Source organism: Pseudomonas sp. (assembly GCF_049653025.1).
In the GTDB taxonomy this organism is placed as follows: Bacteria; Pseudomonadota; Gammaproteobacteria; order Pseudomonadales; family Pseudomonadaceae; genus Aquipseudomonas.
In genome coordinates this window covers 149,832-167,198 of sequence record NZ_JBASFM010000020.1, presented here as the reverse complement: position 1 = coordinate 167,198, position 17,367 = coordinate 149,832, and the positions used below count along the sequence as shown (strand labels likewise).

Below are 17,367 nucleotides of genomic sequence, written 5' to 3'. Positions count from 1 at the left end.
AGTCGGCAGCCTGCGCGCAGTGCTGCTGATGGTGCTGGCACTGCTGGCTGGCCCAGCGCTGGCCACCGAGCGGGTGGTACAGGTTTACGCCTGGGCGGAATATATCGGCCCTGAAACCCTGAAGAAATTCGAGGCCGAAACGGGCATCAAGGTCCAGTACGACACCTTCGACAGTGCGGACGTGCTGGAAACCAAGATGCTGACCGGACGCAGTGGCTACGACGTCGTCGTCCCCAGCATCGCCATGCTCGATCGTCTTATTCAGGCCAAGGCATTGCAGCCTACTGGTCTGCAGCAGATGCCCAATGTCGATGACCTGGACCCGCAGCTGCTTGCACAGTTGAAGGCTGTCGATCCAGGCAATTACTTCGCGGTCCCTTACACCTGGGGCACCGTGGGCTTGGCGTTCAACCGCCAGGACGTCGACAAGCGTATTGCCAACCCACCGCTGAACAGCCTGGATCTGCTGTTCAAGCCGGAATATGCGAGCCAGCTGAAAGACTGCGGTATTTCGCTGATCGACGCGCCTCAAGAGGTGATCAGCATCGCGCTGCATTACCTGGGCAAGCCGCCCTTCAGCAAGAACCCCGCCGATCTGCGCGCGATTCAGGAACTGCTCGCCAAATTGCGCCCGGCGGTTCGCTCTATCTCGACGGGCACACAAAGCACGGACCTGGCCAATGGCGACCTCTGCCTTGCGCTGACCTATAGCGGTGATGCGGTGTTGGCGAAGAGTCAGGCCATAGCCGCGAACAAGTCGTTCAGCATCGGCTACTCGGTCCCTCAGGAAGGCACGCTGACCTGGGTCGATACCCTGGCCATTCCGGCCGACGCGCCCCATCCGCAGGAAGCCAAAGCCTTTATCGAGTTCATCACCCGTCCCGAGTCGATGGCCGAACTTACCCGTAGTTATTTCTTTGCCAACGCCAACCTGGCCGCCATCCCGCTACTGGAGGCCAGCATTGCCGCTGACCCCGCCATTTATCCCCCGGAAAACGTGCGCGCCAGATTGTTCGGTGAACAACCCCTGCCCCTGCGCACGCTGCGCGAACGTACGCGCGTCTGGGCCAACTTCCGTAACCAGCACTGAGAACACCATGCTAAATGACGACTCGATAATCGATCAGGCGATGACGCGTGACAGCCTGTATGGCACCGCGGGTGAGCCGACCTACGGCGGTATCACCAGCTTTATGCGGCGTCGCTACAGTCGCGATCTGCGCGGCGTGGATATCGCCATCAGCGGCATCCCCTTCGATACCGCCACCAGCAACCGGCCGGGCAGCCGTTTTGGACCGCGCGCCATTCGCGAGGCATCGGTACAGTCAGCCTGGGCTCGCCACTGGCCTTGGGAGTTTGATCCGTTCGACGTGCTGGCCTGCGTCGATTACGGCGACTGCTATTTCGACTACGGCACCCCGGAACAAACCCCGGCGGCGATCCGGGCGCACGCCGAGCGAATTCTGGCGGCGGGTACTGCGATGTTGACCCTGGGCGGCGACCATTTCATCAGCTATCCGCTGCTGCAGGCGCATGCGGCCAAGCATGGCCCACTGTCCTTGATCCACTTCGATGCACACCATGACCTGGAGTGCGACGGCGAGGACAAGCGCATCGACCACGGCTCGATGTTCTATCACGCCGTCCGCGAAGGGCTGGTAGACCCAGCGCGCTCCATCCAGATTGGCCAGCGCACCAGTAATGATGACGTCATGGGCTTTCAGGTGCTGAACGCCAGCGCGGTGCATGAACGTTCGCCCAAGGAGCTGGCGGAGATCATTCGGGCGCGCGTTGGCGATCACCCGGTCTATCTGACCTTCGATATCGACTGCCTCGACCCGGCGTTTGCCCCAGGCACAGGCACGCCCGTGTGCGGTGGTCTATCGAGCCATCAGGCCTTGGCGACTCTGCGTGGCCTGCGTGGCATCAACCTGATCGGCATGGACGTGGTGGAGGTGGCCCCGCCTTATGACCACGCCGAAATCACCGCGCTGGCAGGGGCCGCAGTGGCCATGGAGATGATCTGCCTGTATGCCGCGCGGCATAAGCTGTAAGCCAGTGGCCTGGACAGCTGTCCGGTAAGAAATGCTTCGCAGCTGCCCACGCTATGCGATCTTGGGAGCCTTATAGGGTGGGCAAGCTTTACTTGTCCACCGGCTGCTGCGGCAGACCGTTTGGGGGCGAAAACGGCAGGTCGCGAGCGACCGCTTTTGGCCGACTCCAGCCAGTCAGGGCCACGAAGCATGCCGGCCAAATCCGATGCAAATGACTGGTCAGGTCGAATGCAAATGGGTGGGCAAGCCTGTGCAATTACCCACCCGACCAGCGAACCGTCCTCAGTCCATGGACAGTGGACGGAGAGTGGGGGCAATGATGAAAGGCCAAGACATTCTGTTAATGCTTAAGCTGGTTAGCCTGGCAAGCCGCGCCTGCACACTCGAGGTCACTGAATGACGCGAAATCAGAGGGCCTGATTAGACAGTGAGCCGAATAGCCGGCATTATCGGCTCACCTAATGAGCCGAATAGACTCACTAATCGGCTCACAGATGAGCATACCCATGAATGACCCCTTCTGGATCTGGCAGCAGCCAAACTGGCCGCACTTCAGCTGGCAAGCCGAACAACTTGCCCCGCAGCTGCGAGCCTGCGCCCAAGCTCAGGGGCGCTTGCTCGGGATGCTCGGTGCTGTTGGTAGTGACACTGAGGTGCAGAGCAGTCTGGATGCCATGCTGCAGAACATCGTCACCTCATCAGCCATCGAGGGTGAGCAGCTGAATGTCGGCTCGGTGCGCTCATCACTGGCGCGGCGCTTGGGGTTGAACGAAGAAGGCCGCATCACCTCACGCTCCGAAGGCCTAGCTGAATTGCTGCTCGATGCCACTCACGCACATCAACAACCGCTGGACCTGGAGCGATTGTACGGCTGGCATTGCTGGTTGTTCCCCAACGATGAAAACCTGCTGGCCCGCCCACTACGCATCGGCATGCTACGCGGCGAAGAGCCCATGCAGGTTGTTTCAGGGCGCGTCGACCGTCCTACAGTGCACTTCGAAGCCCCGCCACGCGCCGGACTAGAAGAGCAACTGGCCGACTTCCTCGCCTGGTTCGAGAGCAGCCGCAGCGATGCCAGCCTCGATCCATTGCTGCGCGCCGGCATTGCCCATTTCTGGTTCGTTACCCTCCACCCATTCGATGACGGCAACGGTCGCCTAACTCGCACCATAACTGATCTGGCTTTAGCGCAAGGCGAGCAACAGGCCATCCGCTTTTACGCCATGTCAGCGAGCATCCTCGACGATCGCGCCGGCTATTACCGCATCCTGGAAGCTAGCCAGAAAGGCACACTAGATCTCACCGCCTGGCTGCAATGGTTCCTTGCAACGCTGCTCAACAGCTTGGAACAAGCCCTTGCCCGCATAGACCGCGTGCTGGCCAAGGCGCGCTTCTGGCAGACCTACCGCAGCCATGCCCTGTCGGCCGAACAAGTCAAAGTACTCAACCGTCTACTTGATGGCGGCGAACGGGGATTTGAGGGCGGCATCAGTGCTGCTCAATACCAGGCCGTGGCCAAGGTTTCCAAAGCTACCGCCACCCGCCACTTGAGCGACTTGGTCGAAAAGGGTTGTATCGCTCGACTACCTGGAGGCGGGCGTAGTACCCGTTATCAGGTTATCTAAGAATCATGGCCGGCATCGGCGCATGCCAAACCACTGCAATACTATCGTGCCATTACGCTTACTTTCGGTAATATCCGGTTAACTCAGGATTGCTGAAGGTTAAGAAATGGACTTCACCCCCGTCATCGCTCAGGTCTGGGGCACGCTGGGCTGGTTTATCCCGCTGATGCTGCTGATCGGCCTGCTCAAGTCGCCTTGGGCCAAGGGTCATATTGGCGAACTCCTGGTGCGGCTGTTTGCCCATTGGCAGCTGGACAAACAAACCTACCGCCGCCTGCACAATGTCACCCTGAACACCCCAGACGGCACCACGCAGATCGACCACGTTTTCCTCTCGCCTTACGGCATCTTCGTGCTGGAAACGAAGAACATGAGCGGCTGGATTTTTGGCAGCGAAAAGCAGGCGCAGTGGACGCAGAAACTCTACAAGCGCACGTTCAAATTCCAGAACCCGCTGCGACAGAACTACAAGCACCTCAAAGCCCTAGAAGCCACCCTTGGCGTTAATCCCGAGCACCTGCACTCGGTCATCACCTTTGTCGGCGGCAGCACTTTTAAAACCGAAGTCCCAGTCAACGTGACCCAGGGCATCGGCTTTATCCGCTATATCAAGTCATTCCAGCAGCCGCTATTCAGCGAGGCTGAAGTCGACGCCATGCTGCATGTCCTGCAAACCGGCCGCCGCGCGCCGACCCTCGCCACCCAACGCGAGCATGTGCAAAACCTCAAACGCCGTAGCGATCCGACAGCCGAACGACAATGCCCGAAATGTGGCAGTGCACTGCTGATCCGCGCCGTGAAATCAGGGCCAAAATCGGGGCAACAATTTTGGGGATGCTCGGCGTTTCCTAAGTGCCGAACCATGCAAAGCCTTTGAAGCCTAGGGAAGACATAACTCACCTCCCAAGATTACAGCGCCGAGAGTTTCTGTGGTTTCTTGTAATTAAATTTTTGGATAAAGCATGGCTAAGAATGAGATTGAAGCTAAGTTACCTCACACCGCCGTGGCGGTTTGGGGTGGATATATATACCAAGGAAAGATTGCACTTTATCACTGCTTAAGCTTGATTCTAAAGAACTTAATAGAGAGTGCAAAACTCTCCTTACAACTCGACAGCATTGATGATTTCGCGATATTGCTAAACGGGGAATGTAAATCCATACATCAAGTAAAGGCCTACAAGAGTGACGACTTCTCTAGTTACGAATCAGCGATTTCTGAACAGAAGGAAAAATCTACTAAATACCCTAACTGCGAAGCCTTTTTCCACGTATCTAAGATGCTTAAAGTTCCTGAAAAATTTAGCACCACATACTCACCAGTGGTGATGTATCGCTACAATAAGACTCCTACTTCAGAAGAATATTGCGCCCTCTCAGAGATCGATAATCTACTAGAAAACGCCTTGAGAGGCATATATACAAAATATCATTCAACTGACACACATAAAGTCTCGAACGAATACCTAAGCTGGTCCAGAAATCTACTTGAAGATATTGTTGTAAAAAAAGTAATTGCAATGCACTCAGAAATACAACTATCAACGGGCGCAGTTCAACGCCAAGTAGCAAATCGAGAAAAAATAGAATTTACTCAGTTTTTAGAAATACTATCAAACGACTTAACTTCAGCTGTTCTTTGCGAAGATTATTTTTTCTCGATAATTATGAAAGACATTGGCAGCTATTTTGCTAATTTTTGTGAGGAGCATGACTTACAAGGAGCCGAACTAAGTAAACTTAGTCGTTGCATCGCAGAAATCAACCGACTTGATATCATTGGCCTGAAGGCTTTTATATGCTCAATATTGCCGGACAAAAAAGGACGTTTTAGCTCCCTCACAGAATATAAAGATGAGGCAATCACATCTGATGACTTACAGCTCGGATTGTTTCGAATATTCCACGAATTAATCGAGTCTAATTACGACGCATCCGGAAAAGTTAAAAACTTCTATTGGCGCCTTGAGGGAAAAAATTACTATCCCACAGCAATACATCAGGGACCGAGCAGTGCGGGCTCGATCTGCAAGAGAATCGTTGAAGGATCAATAAAACATGACGTTGAGTTCCTATATGAAAGCGGCACGCTAATAACCTTAGATATAAATGCCGAATCTATATACTCAGTTGTATGTGTCGGCGCTCGAAGCGAACAGCACCAAGAACACAGCAAATTCAATAAATTCAAAGAAATATCATTAATATCTATCTCTAATCTTCCTAAAGAGATTAAAAAATGAAAGACCTAGTAAATGGCTTATTTTCCAGCCACGGTTACACGGCACATTTCGGCGAAGGCTTTGATTTTTTTGCTTCGCACGATACAGAAAAACAAACATATTGGCTTGTTGTGGAGGCAACACCGCAGCAAGTTTTTGAAAACCAGCACACATGGCTCACTGCGTGCCAGAATCTTTATAACCACGACGCAGTACAAAAGAACACCAACTTAATTTGCCTTTGGCCCATATCAAAAATAGACGCACACATTATCTCTGAAGTTCACACCGCAGAAGAAGATTTATTCTTCTTCAAGAAGCATGTTATCTATTACACCCAAAATGAACTATCCAGCCTAAATAAAAAATTACAAGATGGCGATCTCACGGAATTGATCCACAACTCGGTGAATAGCTCGATTGTATTTTCTGAATATAAAAGCCTATTAGGAGAGGAAACTTGGCAAGAGCTAATTTACAGATTGGTTATTAAGCTTGGATTTATAGACATTGGTGATGGCGAGACCGCAGACATTGAAGGTCTTTATACTTCACACAAAGCTAAAATCCTAAATACAAAACAGCCGGAGCTTTTATCACTTATCGAATCGTCCGTATTGGATACACTTCTGGACAGTTCTAGCAATTCAGAGTCAGTACTGAATGATTTATTTTTAACCATCGCCGAGGCCGGTCATGAAGTTAAATATTAAAAAACTCATATTGGAAAATTTTAAAGCTTTCAAAAACCATCAATTCGAGATCACCTCCAACAACCTAGTAGTTCTTGATGGCCCCAACGGCTTTGGTAAGACCTCATTTTTTGATGCAGTAGAACTTCTTTTAACAGGTGATATAGCGCGTTATATATCGTTAGAGGCTGACACCATTGACAGACGCTCGATGGTGCAAGGAAGCCCCTTAACTTATGACCTTGCCTTGGCTGGGGCAAATGTTTCAATTACGGCGAAGATAGAAACTGATGAAGGCGTATTCCATCTAAAACGAAGCGCAAGTAAAACTGACCTTGATCAAGGAAAAGGCCTAGGTTTAAAACTATTTAAGCTCTACACGCTGTCAAGTAGCGGAGAGTGGTCAGAGGTTACACATGAAAAACAATTCCTAGAAGATCTGCTCGGTGTAGGATATCAAAGAAACTTTAAACTTTTTCATTACATTGAGCAGGAAGATAATACTGCAGTCTTAAAAAGCAAAGGCTCAACTAAGCAGCAAAAAATTGACCATCTATTTGATGTTGGCGACTATAGGATAAGAATTGATAAAATTGAAAAAGCCAAAGAATTAATAGCCAAACTCAAAACCACAGTAAAAAAGGAAGACTTACAGAAGCGAAGACTAGAAATAGAGCAACTACGTCAATCTGTTAGTGCCGGCACTGTCGAAACCCCAGACGTTGCCTTTGAACGGTTAATTGAGATAACACAGCAGCCGTGGGACTTAGCGAAGATTGAAGCTAAACCTTCGATTATCTCTACCTGGTTAAGTGAAGAAGGGCCGCTGAACAGGCTCAAGCGATTCCGTCATGGTGCCAGTAATTTCTTTGACTCAAGATACAATACTGCAGTAGATACGGCTTTGAAACCAAAACCGCAAGCCGTAGATAGCTTGTTGCGATTTGGTGGACGTATGGACGAAATTGCAAGATATCGCGACGATGTAAAGCGTTATGATTTTTCGATATTGTTGTCTAGTCGGTTAGAGGCCGGCTTCCCAACATCCTTAAGTGGTGACTTTGAGTTTGATCCAGACACATTTAACAGCTTCAACTTTGGACTGGATTATCATAAATTCTCATCAGCTGTAGCTTCCATTAAGTCGTCAGCAGCAAGCGCCAGCCTTGTTGAGTTAGCTTATAATGAGCTTCAGTCTTCTCGTGACACATTTATCACCAAATTCTCTAATAAACATATAAACCATGAAGACTCTGATTGCCCAGCATGCGGACATGACTGGGAAACGCGAGAAAATCTATTACATCAATTAGAGTTACACAGAGTCACCCTAGAGTCTCTTGTTGAAGCAAACAGTAAGACTTTGAAAATCAGCATTGACGAATTCAAGCAGCAAATTATCACTCCCATATTAAAAGTGCTTAACGAACATATTACAGCACAGCGCAACTCAGCAGCCTACAAGAAAAAAATCATTGCCCTCAGCGAAGAGCAGATTTCGTATTTAAAACGACTTACTCAATCCTACGCGTCTTTCGGAATTAACCTTAATAGCTTTTACTGCGAGAGCTTTTCTTTAGATGAAACACTTAAAACCAAAGAACTTGACGATGCCGTAGGATTACTATATCGACCCGTAAATTACGATTCTATTGGCGAAGATTTTCAGGAGATTTTCGAGCAGATATTTTTATCCGACGAAAAATCTGTTTTGGCTATTGAACCCGATGCCATTGACAGGAAATCCCACTATATAAAATTAGCTTATATTCGCAACACCTATGCAGACATAAAAGAAAAGGAATTATCGTTAGCCCAGGCTGATGAAACATATCGCAAGGCAGTTTATCTAACTAAGGCTATAGACAAGCTTATTGGCATTTACAATGAAAACTTAAATGCATATGTCGCCTCTATTGCCAAAGGCATAGAGGTGCTCTTTCACATCTATTCCGGCCGTCTCTTACAAAATTTTCAGAGCGGGCTTGGTATATTTATTGAGACCGATGGAAAAAGTCTTTCGTTTCGTGAGCATCCAAAAAAGCTACATGACGCTATATTTTCAATGAGCTCAGGACAGCTTTCTTCTTTAGTATTATCGTTTACGCTTGCCTTAAATAAACGGTATGCAAAAAACACAATCATGCTAATTGATGATCCTGTTCAGAGCCTAGATGATATCAATGTCGCCGGATTTATTGATTTATTGAGAAATGAATTTTCTGATCGCCAAGTGATTCTATCGACGCACGAGGATGAGATATCCTCTTATATGCAGTATAAATTCAAGAAATACACTCTAGACTCCGAATCAATTGACTTCAAGCGGGCCCTTTATATTTAATAACTAAACCCGAAGTGGGCTTGTTTTAATTTTAGAAATCGCACTGCCGACCTACATTAAAGCGGTGCGCTTAGGCTACAGCTAAGAATTTCAAAGAAACTAATCAGGCCCTATACCATTGTCGAAGCCAATTCCGTAGAGCCCACCCAGCAGAGCCAAAAAGTATCGAGAATGAGGTCTTAAGTTGGGTATTCGCCGTAAGCTAAAAATTACTGCTCGGATTTGTCGCAATACAACGTATGCAACAAGCTAGGACAACGGGGCACTGAAAGGGCATTTTTTGTATGCCAACAGCCGTCAGTACAAGAAACAGTACAGCTGCAGTACAACACCCAGCTTCTAACAATTTCGCTAAATTACGCTCAACCCCAGTAACCACGCTACTTTCAGCTCACTGTACCTACGCTAGGTTACTCACGATTTCACTAGGCTTACGGCGTTTCTAGGCAACTCATAATCAGCTGAATTGTCTGCCCGCTAGCCAAAGGTTTTCATAAACGGGCCAGCACAATGTCTGATTGCCGCGACCACATGCGGTGCCTGCTCGCCCAGCTCAGTTGAGCGAGCCAGCACCCGTTCCAGCGCGCTCAACTGCTCGCGGATCACTTCTTCTGGCCGCGCGACATCACAGACTTGAGCGAAGTCCAACAGCCCTTGACGCGACGCAAAGAGCGACTTGTTGCCAACAAGATCCAGCGCCAACACGTCCTCTGGAATATAGGCCGTGGTGTTGACGATATCGTAGGCCGGTGCGAGTCGCGCATCGCGCTGAGTAGGGTCGGAATACAGCAGCCCGAAGTTCTTCAGATGGGCGTCACCATTACCGATGATGCAGCTCAAGGTCACTATGGCAAATAGCTGCGCCAGTGAGCCCTGCACCTGCTCGGGCGGGCAGAACAGGCGGATGGCCTTGGCGATGGCCGAATAGCTCTTGCTGTATTTCTGCTCCGCAGCTAGTCCCATCAATGCCGCCATGTCCTCAAAGCCAATGGGATTGAGCTGCTCATCCCGGTCAAAGCGGCGCATAACGAACAGCTTGGCGTTGGCGGACAGGTAGAACTCCGGCACCGCAATGCCCGCCTCCCTGGCCACGGACATGCAAAGGAACTCGTTGATCGCCAGCCCCGGAAACTCATCCCGACCGCTCTTGATAATCAGGTCAGAGGTTTTTGAGGTGAAACGCTGAGGAGCTGAATCCTGATGCTCTGGCACCAGTACCTTGGGCTGCACGCCCGATATACCGGCGCGCAGGATGTAGCGATCCACCAGGCCGGCAAAAATATCTTCTGCACCATCCCAGGCGAGGATTTCTTCCAGCTTTTCGCCGGGGAACTGCTGACGCGCCAAGAGCGCATCGACCTTCGGCGAGCTGACCGCCACCCGCCCGATAGGCGAACTGCTGCCGGACAGTGCCAACAGCAACATCGGGTCAACGCTCGCAACCTTGGCCAAGCGGTTGCGCAACTGTTCCAGGACGTAGCCTTCGGGCAGGTTCATCTGGAATATTGGATGCAGCTCCCGGTGGCGGTATTCGTCCAGGCGCACCGGCATTAGCAAACTTATCGCTGCCTGCGCCTTGGCATCTTCGTGGTAGCGGAACAGATAGTCCCCGGCGCTGGTGAGGATCTTCCCGCTGTCACCCTCTGGCGTTGCAACCTGCAGCACGGCCGTCATCAGTCGAATACTCCGTGGATTTCGTCCAACGTGGGCATCGCTGCCGGCACCACGTTGAGCTCACAGTCGAGGGCTGCCAGCACTCGTGCATAGGCCATCATCCCCACCGAGAGGTCACCCTTCTCGATGGCGATAACCTTTTGCCGGGTGATGCCGGCCAGGGAGGCAAGCGCGGCCTGAGTCAGCCCGCGATTCAAGCGGCGCTGCCGAAGCTGCTCGCCAAGTCGCAGCGTGATGAGGGAATAGTCCATGTTCTGTATACGCAACAAGTCATATGAAATGTAACGTATACCGAACCACAGGAAAAATCAAAGCGGATACGCGCCGACTGACCATTCAGGCTCACGCTCGTTAAACCAAAGATGTTGCGGTAAGCCCAGTCTCACAAGCGAGCTCACAGGTACGCGTGTAAAAACCACAGGAAAAACTGACTCCAGCCAGCCGAAAAGTGAACTTAGCCACACCGCGAAAATCCCATGCCGCTCAGAATGCTCGATTCCCAGGCACAAGGACGTTAGCCATGGCAAAACCAGCCGCCCGCCTTAGCGATTTAGATGCTTGCCCCATTCCCGGGCATGGTACCAATCCCACCACCAGCGGCTCGCCAGATGTACTGATCAATAACCTACCCACGCTGCGGGTCGGTGACAGTACGGCCTGTGGCGATGCGGTCACCGAAGGTATCGGTAGCATCTTGGTCAATGGCAAGCCAATTGCCTTTCTGGGCAGTGCCACCGCCCATGGCGGGGTCATCATCACAGGCTCAGGCGATGTACTGGTCGGCACTCAATCGGGTAGCGCACCGTTCAGCGCACCAGAGATCCTGCCCAGGCACAGCGAGCAGTACCAACTGATAGACAGTAATAGCGGCCTACCCGTCGAAGACGCGCTCTATTGCGTGGAGTGCGCCGATGGCCAGCGTTTTGTGGGTTACACCAATGGCCACGGCAATACCGAGCGGGTATTTACCAAGGCACCGCAATCTGTGGTCGTTCGTTGGGGACGGGATGCGGCCAACCACCTCAAACAACAGGGCATTAGCTTCTAAGGACGGATGCAATGACAGCGCCTCACCAGGGAAAGACCAGCGCCCAGCACGCTATTCAGCAGATCCCCATAGCCCTGCAGCGTGACTTTATTACCGTAGTCGGTGCCTCGCATATGGCCCTGATGGAAAAGCTACGGGGACAGAAAGGCAACAAAATGCGCTTTATCAATCAAGGCATACGGCAAATCCGCATGTATCCGCCGGCCAGCGCTAACGATGCCACCCAGCGCATTTTCCTGATTTTCACCGAAGACTACGAACGCCCCCTGCTCGATGCAGTGAAGGGTGTGGTCGAAACCCGTTATGGCGCTAAATACCGGGAACTCGACTCCATTGCCCAACTGCTCGATTTCATCAACTTACGCATCAGCAAAAAGCGCGAGATAAAGCAGCTCGACCTATTCGCCCATGGCCTGGTTGGCACCATCGAGTTTGGTTATGAACTGGACAAGGCCGACAGCTACCGCATGCGCGATGCCCAAGCCCAGATGCTCAAGCCTGAAGCATTCGACCTGAGTGCCAAGATTCACTCCTACGCCTGCCGTACTGGCCTTGGTATTCATGCCGACGTACACGTCAGCGAGGACGAAGACCCTCTGTACGAGAAAAGCCTGGCGCAGTTGATCGCCAATACCGCTCAGACCCCTGTTTGGGCATTCCCGCGACGCAGCAATTATGACCAGACCTATGGTAACTCCACAGATCGCGCCGGTTTGGAGGGTGCACAGGAGAGAAGCAACGCCGATGCCCAAGCGATGAAGGCATACAGGCGTCGGCTCAGCGACTATCAGAAGCGCTTGACCGCTTACCGGCAAACCAGCAAGGACGCTACAGCCCAATTACCCAACGAAACCCTCCCGCAACCACCCAGCAAAACCGCCAGCGAGGAAGATAAGACGCTGGTACGCCATGCCCATAGTCGCGATAGCTACCAGCAATCCATTGGCTATCCCCTAGACGCAGAAGGTGCGTTACGCCCCGTACGTGCCGGAGACTCGCCCACTGGAGTACCGGCCATTTTGCGCGAATACAAACCGTTATGAGGCGCTTGAACAAGCCGCTGTTATGGAGCATTGCTCTGGCCGCTAGCTTAGCGACGGGGCTTTATCTAAGTGCCAAGGAGAGCGAGATGCCCAAGAAAATCATGATGTATTACGGCGGTTTCGAAATCGAAGAGATGTTCGATGCCAGCCAGTGGTTTGTCAGTGGCATGTATAAACCGCGCAATATTGAAGCAGGTGGCGGGGCCAGCAATGAAACCATGCTGCGCAGCCAACCTGTGGCTCTTACACGCGGGCAGTTAGCCGAGCTCCCCTATGCCGCGGCCGAGGCCTTCGATAGCAGCTACCTTGAAGACACAGATACCCAGGCACTGATATTGGACCCTCCGGATCTGAGCCGGCGCATCCGCTATACCTACAGCGCATTTGCCGAACCCAACAAACCCGAGGACTACTACAACCTCTACCTGGAGCTGAACAGCAGACGCTTTGTGGTCACTTTCTCGCGCGACGCCCGGACTGGCGAGAATCTAACTGGGAAATACGTCAGCGAAGTGATCGGGAACTATGCATCCCAAGCCGAGCATCGAAAAGTCTTCGCGGAAATAGAAGAAACCGAACGCAAAACGCGCTAACCAGCCCCCTTGGCAAAGAACCGCTCAACCATGATGCGAAAGACGTTTCTCGCCATCTGCATGACAGCACCGCTGGCAGGCTGCGAAGTCCTCATGCTCAGCAATGTAGTCATCGGTTGCTCCATAAGGCCTGACCCGGAACTCCATCCTCGAGAGCTTCCCACCGCAAGAGTGGGAGTGCCTTACAGCACTCAAGTAGACGTGATCAACGCCAGTACCCCCGTGAGCAAGCTGCTGGTAGCCCCAGACAAGCCCCTGCCCAATGGCTTGGAATTGACCCACATCGAAAGAGAAAAGCATGGCGTGATTCAGGGGATTCCTACCGAGGCTGGGCGCTACAACGTGCTGGTCTATGGCAGCACCTATGGCACCCAATGTGCCGGCCAGGATGCGGAAAGGCTCTACAAGCTCGAAGTCACCAAATAACGGACGCCCAACGCTAAGAGTCCGTTCCTCAGTGCGACAGATAAAGACCCCACCATGAACAAACGTCGACTCACCCTGCTAATTACCAGCGCGCTACTGCCGCTGACCGCCCTGGCAATTTATGCCGCTGCCACCCGCATAAACCCCAACAACCAATATGCCGTAGGCGAGCAACTTGATGAGCTAAATGGCGTGGCGATCTACTACAACGGCGGGGTTAATACAGTCCAAGGCCGTAACCTAAGCCAAGACGGTTACAACCTCGGCCTTCGCTATCAGTGTGTAGAGTTCGTCAAACGCTACTACTTTGAACGCCATGGCCACCGCATGCCCGACACCTATGGGCATGCTAAAGACTTTTTCGACCCTAGCCTCATCGACGGCAGCTTGAACGCCAAACGAGGAATGCGGCAATTCACCAACGGCAGTACCGAGGCACCGCAAGCTGAAGACTTGCTGGTGTTCGCCCCTTCATTGCTCAACCGCTACGGTCACGTTGCGATTATTGCCAGTGTCGACAACAACATTTTGCAAATCGCCCAGCAAAACCCAGGCCCCTTCGGCAGCTCCAGAGAGAACCTGGCGGTGATCCAACGCGAAGGCCGCTGGCATATCGAGCAGTCACGGGTACTGGGCTGGCTCCGCCTGCCGCCCGCTGAGGAACTTTCATTACCTGGGTCCGGTTACAGCCAGAACCATTAACCTTTTGTCATCTAGAAAACTTAGCAGTAGACACTGCCCTGCGGAGGAGAAAACCTGACCGTTTCGCGGTACAAAAAACAGTACGCTGGCGGTACAGTGCCCAGCTTTTACAGATTTCGCTAAATTACGCTTAAACCGCTCTACAACGATACTTTCAGCTAACTGTACCTGCGCTAAGCTACGCACGATTTCACTGGGTTTGCAGCGTTTCTAGGCAACTCATAATCCTTTGGTCCACGGTTCGAGTCCGTGTGGGCCCACCAAACAAAAAGCCGCGCACTGCGCGGCTTTTGCGTTTCTACCCATACGCGGCGGCGCGTTGCAGTTCAGTCGTTCTGCCGGCGCACAAATGCGCTGAACTCTGGCAGCGGCAGGGGTTTGCTGAACAGGTAGCCCTGAAACTGCAGGCAGCCGTTCGTGGACAGGAACTGCCGCTGTGCATCGCTCTCGACGCCTTCGGCGATTACGCTCATGCCCATGCCTTGCGCCAGGGCGATCACGGTGCGCACGATGGCTTGGCTGTTGGCATCCGTCAGCACGTCGCAAATAAATAAGCGGTCGATCTTCAGCGTGCTCAAGGGCAAGCGTTTGAGGTGGCTCAGGGAGGAGAACCCTGTGCCGAAATCATCGAGGGAAAAGCGCACGCCATGCTCGACCAGCTCCACCATCTTGCACATCAGATCTTCCAGGTCCTGCACGATCATGGTTTCGGTCAGCTCCAGTTCGAGACGCCGCGCATCGATGCCGTACTCCTCGATCAGCTTGAGCATGTCCGCGACAAAGCTGGCCTGGCGAAACTGGTTCTGGCTGATGTTCACCGCCAGGCTGATATCGCGATACTGCGGGTCATCCTTCCAGGCGCGTAACTGAGTAAAGGCCTGGTCCAGTACCCATTGGCCAATCGCAATGATCAACCCGGTCTGCTCGGCATGGCCGATAAACTCGCCTGGAGCAACGAGCCCGCGTTGTGGGTGCTGCCAGCGGATCAGCACCTCGGCACCGATCACCCGGCCGGCGCTGTTCAGCTGCGGCTGGTAGTGCAGGACGAACTGTTCTTCACGCAGTGCCGTCTGCAGATCCCGGTCGAGCACTGAACGCTCGGCGGCATCGCTTTGCAGGATATGCAGCAGAGCAAACAGCATCAGCATGGCCGCCACGCTCTGTACCCAGGAGCCGGCTACCCGCACCTCATCCGGCAGGTGGTAGGCACTGGTCGGGCTCCAGGATGAGGAGGCCAGCACGATAAACAGGCTTAGGCAGAACAACGCAACGCCGTAACGCAGCCACAGGCGCTCGTCCCGGAAGGCCATTAGCGCAGCGACCGCGATGGGCAGCAGATACAGATGAGTGGCCCGCGGGGCAGCTGCGGTGTGGGGGTCCATCAACAAGGTGGTGCCGACAATTACCAGGATGATCACGCCGAACAGCAGCAGGTTGGCGAGGCGCACTTGGTTGCGCAGGCTCAGGATAAATACGCCAACCCCGCAGAGGATCATCAGCAGGTCCATCAGGACGATCCCCCACTCGCCGCGCAGCGTGAAGAAGAGCCCCCAGAAGCTGCCCACGAGCAGCAGTACCAGGCTGGCGAGCATGCGCATGCGCCGCTCGCGGCGCTGACCGATCAAGGCGAGATCAGCCGCATGCCAGAGCCTGAGGACCTGCTTGAAGAAGGTGGAAAGGGCCGTCATTGGAAGTCCCTGTTTGACCTATTCACGTGTGAAGATGACCACCTACTGCTGCTACACCGCGGGAAGCGCGGCATCACTCGACGCTGCTTTCACCACCGGCGCTTTCCCGGCTGACCAGGCGGTTACGGCCCAACGCTTTGCCGCGGTAAAGCCGGCGGTCGGCGCAGCGGTAAAGCTGCTCGGCCGTGCGGCCATCGCTCGGCCATTCGGCCAGGCCAAAGGTGGCGGACAGCGAAATCTGCTGGGTGCCGTAGGCCATGGGTTTGCTGCATAACTGCGCCCGCAGGGACTCGACCAGCGGCTCGGCCCCAGCGCGGTCGGTGCTGCGCAGCAGCAGGCCGAACTCCTCGCCGCCCAGACGCCCCAGGCTGTCGGTCACCCGTAAACGCTGGCCCACGCTGTTGCACAGATAGCGCAAGGCCTGATCGCCGGCGTCGTGGCCCCAGCGATCATTGACCGCCTTGAAGTGGTCGACATCCATGATCACCAGCACCAGGTGGGTCTGGCTGCGCTCGGCTTCGCGGATACTCTGTTCCAGCGCCTGCTGGAAGCTACCGCGGCTGGCCACGCCCGTCAGTGCATCGGTACGCGCCATGCGCTGTAGCTGCAGGTGCGCGGCCGCCCGACGGGTCTCATAGAGGTGAACGAAGACGATAAGCAGCACGCCGCACGCCAGTGCATTGCCCAGGTCGATAAGGCCATGGGCATGTGTGGCGACCCCGTATTTATTCAGGTACAGCAGCGTGGCCAGCACGACAAACGGGATGGCCAGCAGCGCCCCGCGCAACCGCCCCAGCAGCAGATAGGACAACACCGGGATGACGTAGACCCAGACGAACGCCGTTTTCGACGCATCGCGCATGACCATGATGTACAGCAGAAAACAGTAGGTCGGCAGCAGGTAGGCGTAGATCCAGGGCAGCAAGTGGCGCACATGGACGATGCGCCAGGCACTCCACAGCAACAGCGCGGTAGCCACCAGCTCGAACGAGGCGAACAGGTAGTTGCCGGCAATAAATTGCAGGGCGCAGAAGATGCCCAGGGTGATGCCGGTGGTGGCAAATACCATGCGCATCAGGGAGCGCTGCCCGACATCCTGCAAATCGGCCACGCCCAGGGTCTCGCCCGGCTCGCGGGCGACAGATGGTTTGAACAACATAAGCCCTGCAGATCAGGAAAACCGCGCCAGAGACGACCTGCCTTAACTCTAGCCAGCTTTCCTGAACGTGCAGCGCCGCCTCAGTGGCCCACGAAGC

General features: G+C 53.6%; 16 protein-coding genes. 12 read left to right on the top strand and 4 right to left on the bottom strand.

The genetic code is table 11. From position 1 onward, the window contains the following. Positions 1-28 precede the first annotated feature (28 nt). The 7 genes from WBK23_RS17415 to WBK23_RS17385 all read left to right on the top strand — a co-directional run bounded on the left by WBK23_RS17415 (position 29) and on the right by WBK23_RS17385 (position 8,937). Positions 29-1,090, top strand: coding sequence for an extracellular solute-binding protein (locus WBK23_RS17415; protein WP_424485250.1), 1,062 nt, complete (start codon positions 29-31; stop codon positions 1,088-1,090). A 7-nt stretch (positions 1,091-1,097) separates the two neighbouring features. Beyond that, entirely contained in the window at positions 1,098-2,054 is a 957-nt protein-coding gene (gene speB, locus WBK23_RS17410) for an agmatinase (protein WP_424485190.1), read from the top strand. A 506-nt stretch (positions 2,055-2,560) separates the two neighbouring features. After that, positions 2,561-3,679, top strand: a complete 1,119-nt coding sequence (locus tag WBK23_RS17405) for a Fic family protein (RefSeq protein ID WP_424485189.1) — start codon at positions 2,561-2,563, stop codon at positions 3,677-3,679. A gap of 106 nt (positions 3,680-3,785) precedes the next feature. Next, the gene (locus tag WBK23_RS17400; protein WP_424485188.1) at positions 3,786-4,556 is read left to right on the top strand and encodes an NERD domain-containing protein; all 771 of its coding nucleotides are present in this window, start codon (positions 3,786-3,788) and stop codon (positions 4,554-4,556) included. Positions 4,557-4,641: 85 nt separating this feature from the next. Beyond that, the gene (locus WBK23_RS17395; RefSeq protein ID WP_424485187.1) at positions 4,642-5,922 is read left to right on the top strand and encodes an ABC-three component system protein; all 1,281 of its coding nucleotides are present in this window, start codon (positions 4,642-4,644) and stop codon (positions 5,920-5,922) included. Further along, positions 5,919-6,614, top strand: a complete 696-nt coding sequence (locus WBK23_RS17390; protein WP_424485186.1) for an ABC-three component system middle component 1 — start codon at positions 5,919-5,921, stop codon at positions 6,612-6,614. Before WBK23_RS17395 ends, WBK23_RS17390 begins: the two co-directional genes overlap by 4 nt. Further along, positions 6,598-8,937, top strand: a complete 2,340-nt coding sequence (locus WBK23_RS17385) for an AAA family ATPase (protein ID WP_424485185.1) — start codon at positions 6,598-6,600, stop codon at positions 8,935-8,937. The genes WBK23_RS17390 and WBK23_RS17385 overlap by 17 nt, the downstream gene beginning before the upstream one ends. 477 nt (positions 8,938-9,414) lie before the next feature. On the opposite strand, the gene WBK23_RS17380 is transcribed toward WBK23_RS17385, so the two are convergent. Together WBK23_RS17380 and WBK23_RS17375 are read right to left on the bottom strand one after the other, a co-directional pair. Next, positions 9,415-10,611 carry a type II toxin-antitoxin system HipA family toxin gene (locus WBK23_RS17380; RefSeq protein WP_424485184.1) on the bottom strand — a complete coding sequence of 399 codons (1,197 nt, stop codon included), beginning with the start codon at positions 10,609-10,611 and terminating at the stop codon, positions 9,415-9,417. Next, on the bottom strand, positions 10,611-10,862 hold the full coding sequence (locus WBK23_RS17375; RefSeq protein ID WP_424485183.1) for a helix-turn-helix transcriptional regulator: 252 nt from the start codon (positions 10,860-10,862) through the stop codon (positions 10,611-10,613). Before WBK23_RS17375 ends, WBK23_RS17380 begins: the two co-directional genes overlap by 1 nt. Positions 10,863-11,131: 269 nt before the next feature. Between WBK23_RS17375 and WBK23_RS17370 the strand changes: the two genes are divergently transcribed. From WBK23_RS17370 to WBK23_RS17350, 5 genes are all read left to right on the top strand, one after another. Beyond that, on the top strand, positions 11,132-11,659 hold the full coding sequence (locus tag WBK23_RS17370; protein WP_424485182.1) for a PAAR domain-containing protein: 528 nt from the start codon (positions 11,132-11,134) through the stop codon (positions 11,657-11,659). An 11-nt stretch (positions 11,660-11,670) separates the two neighbouring features. Beyond that, positions 11,671-12,702: a hypothetical protein gene (locus WBK23_RS17365; RefSeq protein WP_424485181.1), complete on the top strand. Its 1,032-nt coding sequence runs from the start codon at positions 11,671-11,673 to the stop codon at positions 12,700-12,702. Positions 12,703-12,788: 86 nt separating this feature from the next. Continuing rightward, positions 12,789-13,295 (top strand): hypothetical protein, encoded by a 507-nt coding sequence (locus tag WBK23_RS17360; protein WP_424485180.1) that lies wholly within the window; start codon positions 12,789-12,791, stop codon positions 13,293-13,295. A gap of 30 nt (positions 13,296-13,325) precedes the next feature. Next, positions 13,326-13,721: a hypothetical protein gene (locus tag WBK23_RS17355; protein WP_424485179.1), complete on the top strand. Its 396-nt coding sequence runs from the start codon at positions 13,326-13,328 to the stop codon at positions 13,719-13,721. A gap of 54 nt (positions 13,722-13,775) precedes the next feature. Further along, the gene (locus tag WBK23_RS17350; RefSeq protein ID WP_424485178.1) at positions 13,776-14,423 is read left to right on the top strand and encodes a CHAP domain-containing protein; all 648 of its coding nucleotides are present in this window, start codon (positions 13,776-13,778) and stop codon (positions 14,421-14,423) included. A gap of 326 nt (positions 14,424-14,749) precedes the next feature. Here the strand turns inward: WBK23_RS17350 and WBK23_RS17345 are convergent, their stop codons facing one another. Together WBK23_RS17345 and WBK23_RS17340 are read right to left on the bottom strand one after the other, a co-directional pair. Beyond that, a complete protein-coding gene (locus WBK23_RS17345) occupies positions 14,750-16,111 on the bottom strand; it encodes a putative bifunctional diguanylate cyclase/phosphodiesterase (RefSeq protein ID WP_424485177.1) in 1,362 nt (453 codons plus the stop codon). A 73-nt stretch (positions 16,112-16,184) separates the two neighbouring features. Further along, positions 16,185-17,270, bottom strand: coding sequence for a GGDEF domain-containing protein (locus WBK23_RS17340; protein ID WP_424485176.1), 1,086 nt, complete (start codon positions 17,268-17,270; stop codon positions 16,185-16,187). Positions 17,271-17,367: the final 97 nt, after the last annotated feature.

Bases quoted from the DNA above. Each gene is read 5' to 3' on its own strand.
- WBK23_RS17405 (WP_424485189.1), top strand. From the start codon at position 2,561: ATGAATGACCCCTTCTGGATCTGGCAGCAGCCAAACTGGCCGCACTTC.
- WBK23_RS17360 (WP_424485180.1), top strand. From the start codon at position 12,789: ATGCCCAAGAAAATCATGATGTATTACGGCGGTTTCGAAATCGAAGAG.
- WBK23_RS17345 (WP_424485177.1), bottom strand. From the start codon at position 16,111: ATGACGGCCCTTTCCACCTTCTTCAAGCAGGTCCTCAGGCTCTGGCAT.
- WBK23_RS17355 (WP_424485179.1), top strand. From the start codon at position 13,326: ATGATGCGAAAGACGTTTCTCGCCATCTGCATGACAGCACCGCTGGCA.
- WBK23_RS17340 (WP_424485176.1), bottom strand. From the start codon at position 17,270: ATGTTGTTCAAACCATCTGTCGCCCGCGAGCCGGGCGAGACCCTGGGC.
- WBK23_RS17415 (WP_424485250.1), top strand. From the start codon at position 29: ATGGTGCTGGCACTGCTGGCTGGCCCAGCGCTGGCCACCGAGCGGGTG.
- WBK23_RS17380 (WP_424485184.1), bottom strand. From the start codon at position 10,611: ATGACGGCCGTGCTGCAGGTTGCAACGCCAGAGGGTGACAGCGGGAAG.
- speB (WP_424485190.1), top strand. From the start codon at position 1,098: ATGCTAAATGACGACTCGATAATCGATCAGGCGATGACGCGTGACAGC.
- WBK23_RS17390 (WP_424485186.1), top strand. From the start codon at position 5,919: ATGAAAGACCTAGTAAATGGCTTATTTTCCAGCCACGGTTACACGGCA.
- WBK23_RS17395 (WP_424485187.1), top strand. From the start codon at position 4,642: ATGGCTAAGAATGAGATTGAAGCTAAGTTACCTCACACCGCCGTGGCG.
- WBK23_RS17365 (WP_424485181.1), top strand. From the start codon at position 11,671: ATGACAGCGCCTCACCAGGGAAAGACCAGCGCCCAGCACGCTATTCAG.
- WBK23_RS17385 (WP_424485185.1), top strand. From the start codon at position 6,598: ATGAAGTTAAATATTAAAAAACTCATATTGGAAAATTTTAAAGCTTTC.
- WBK23_RS17350 (WP_424485178.1), top strand. From the start codon at position 13,776: ATGAACAAACGTCGACTCACCCTGCTAATTACCAGCGCGCTACTGCCG.
- WBK23_RS17400 (WP_424485188.1), top strand. From the start codon at position 3,786: ATGGACTTCACCCCCGTCATCGCTCAGGTCTGGGGCACGCTGGGCTGG.
- WBK23_RS17375 (WP_424485183.1), bottom strand. From the start codon at position 10,862: ATGGACTATTCCCTCATCACGCTGCGACTTGGCGAGCAGCTTCGGCAG.
- WBK23_RS17370 (WP_424485182.1), top strand. From the start codon at position 11,132: ATGGCAAAACCAGCCGCCCGCCTTAGCGATTTAGATGCTTGCCCCATT.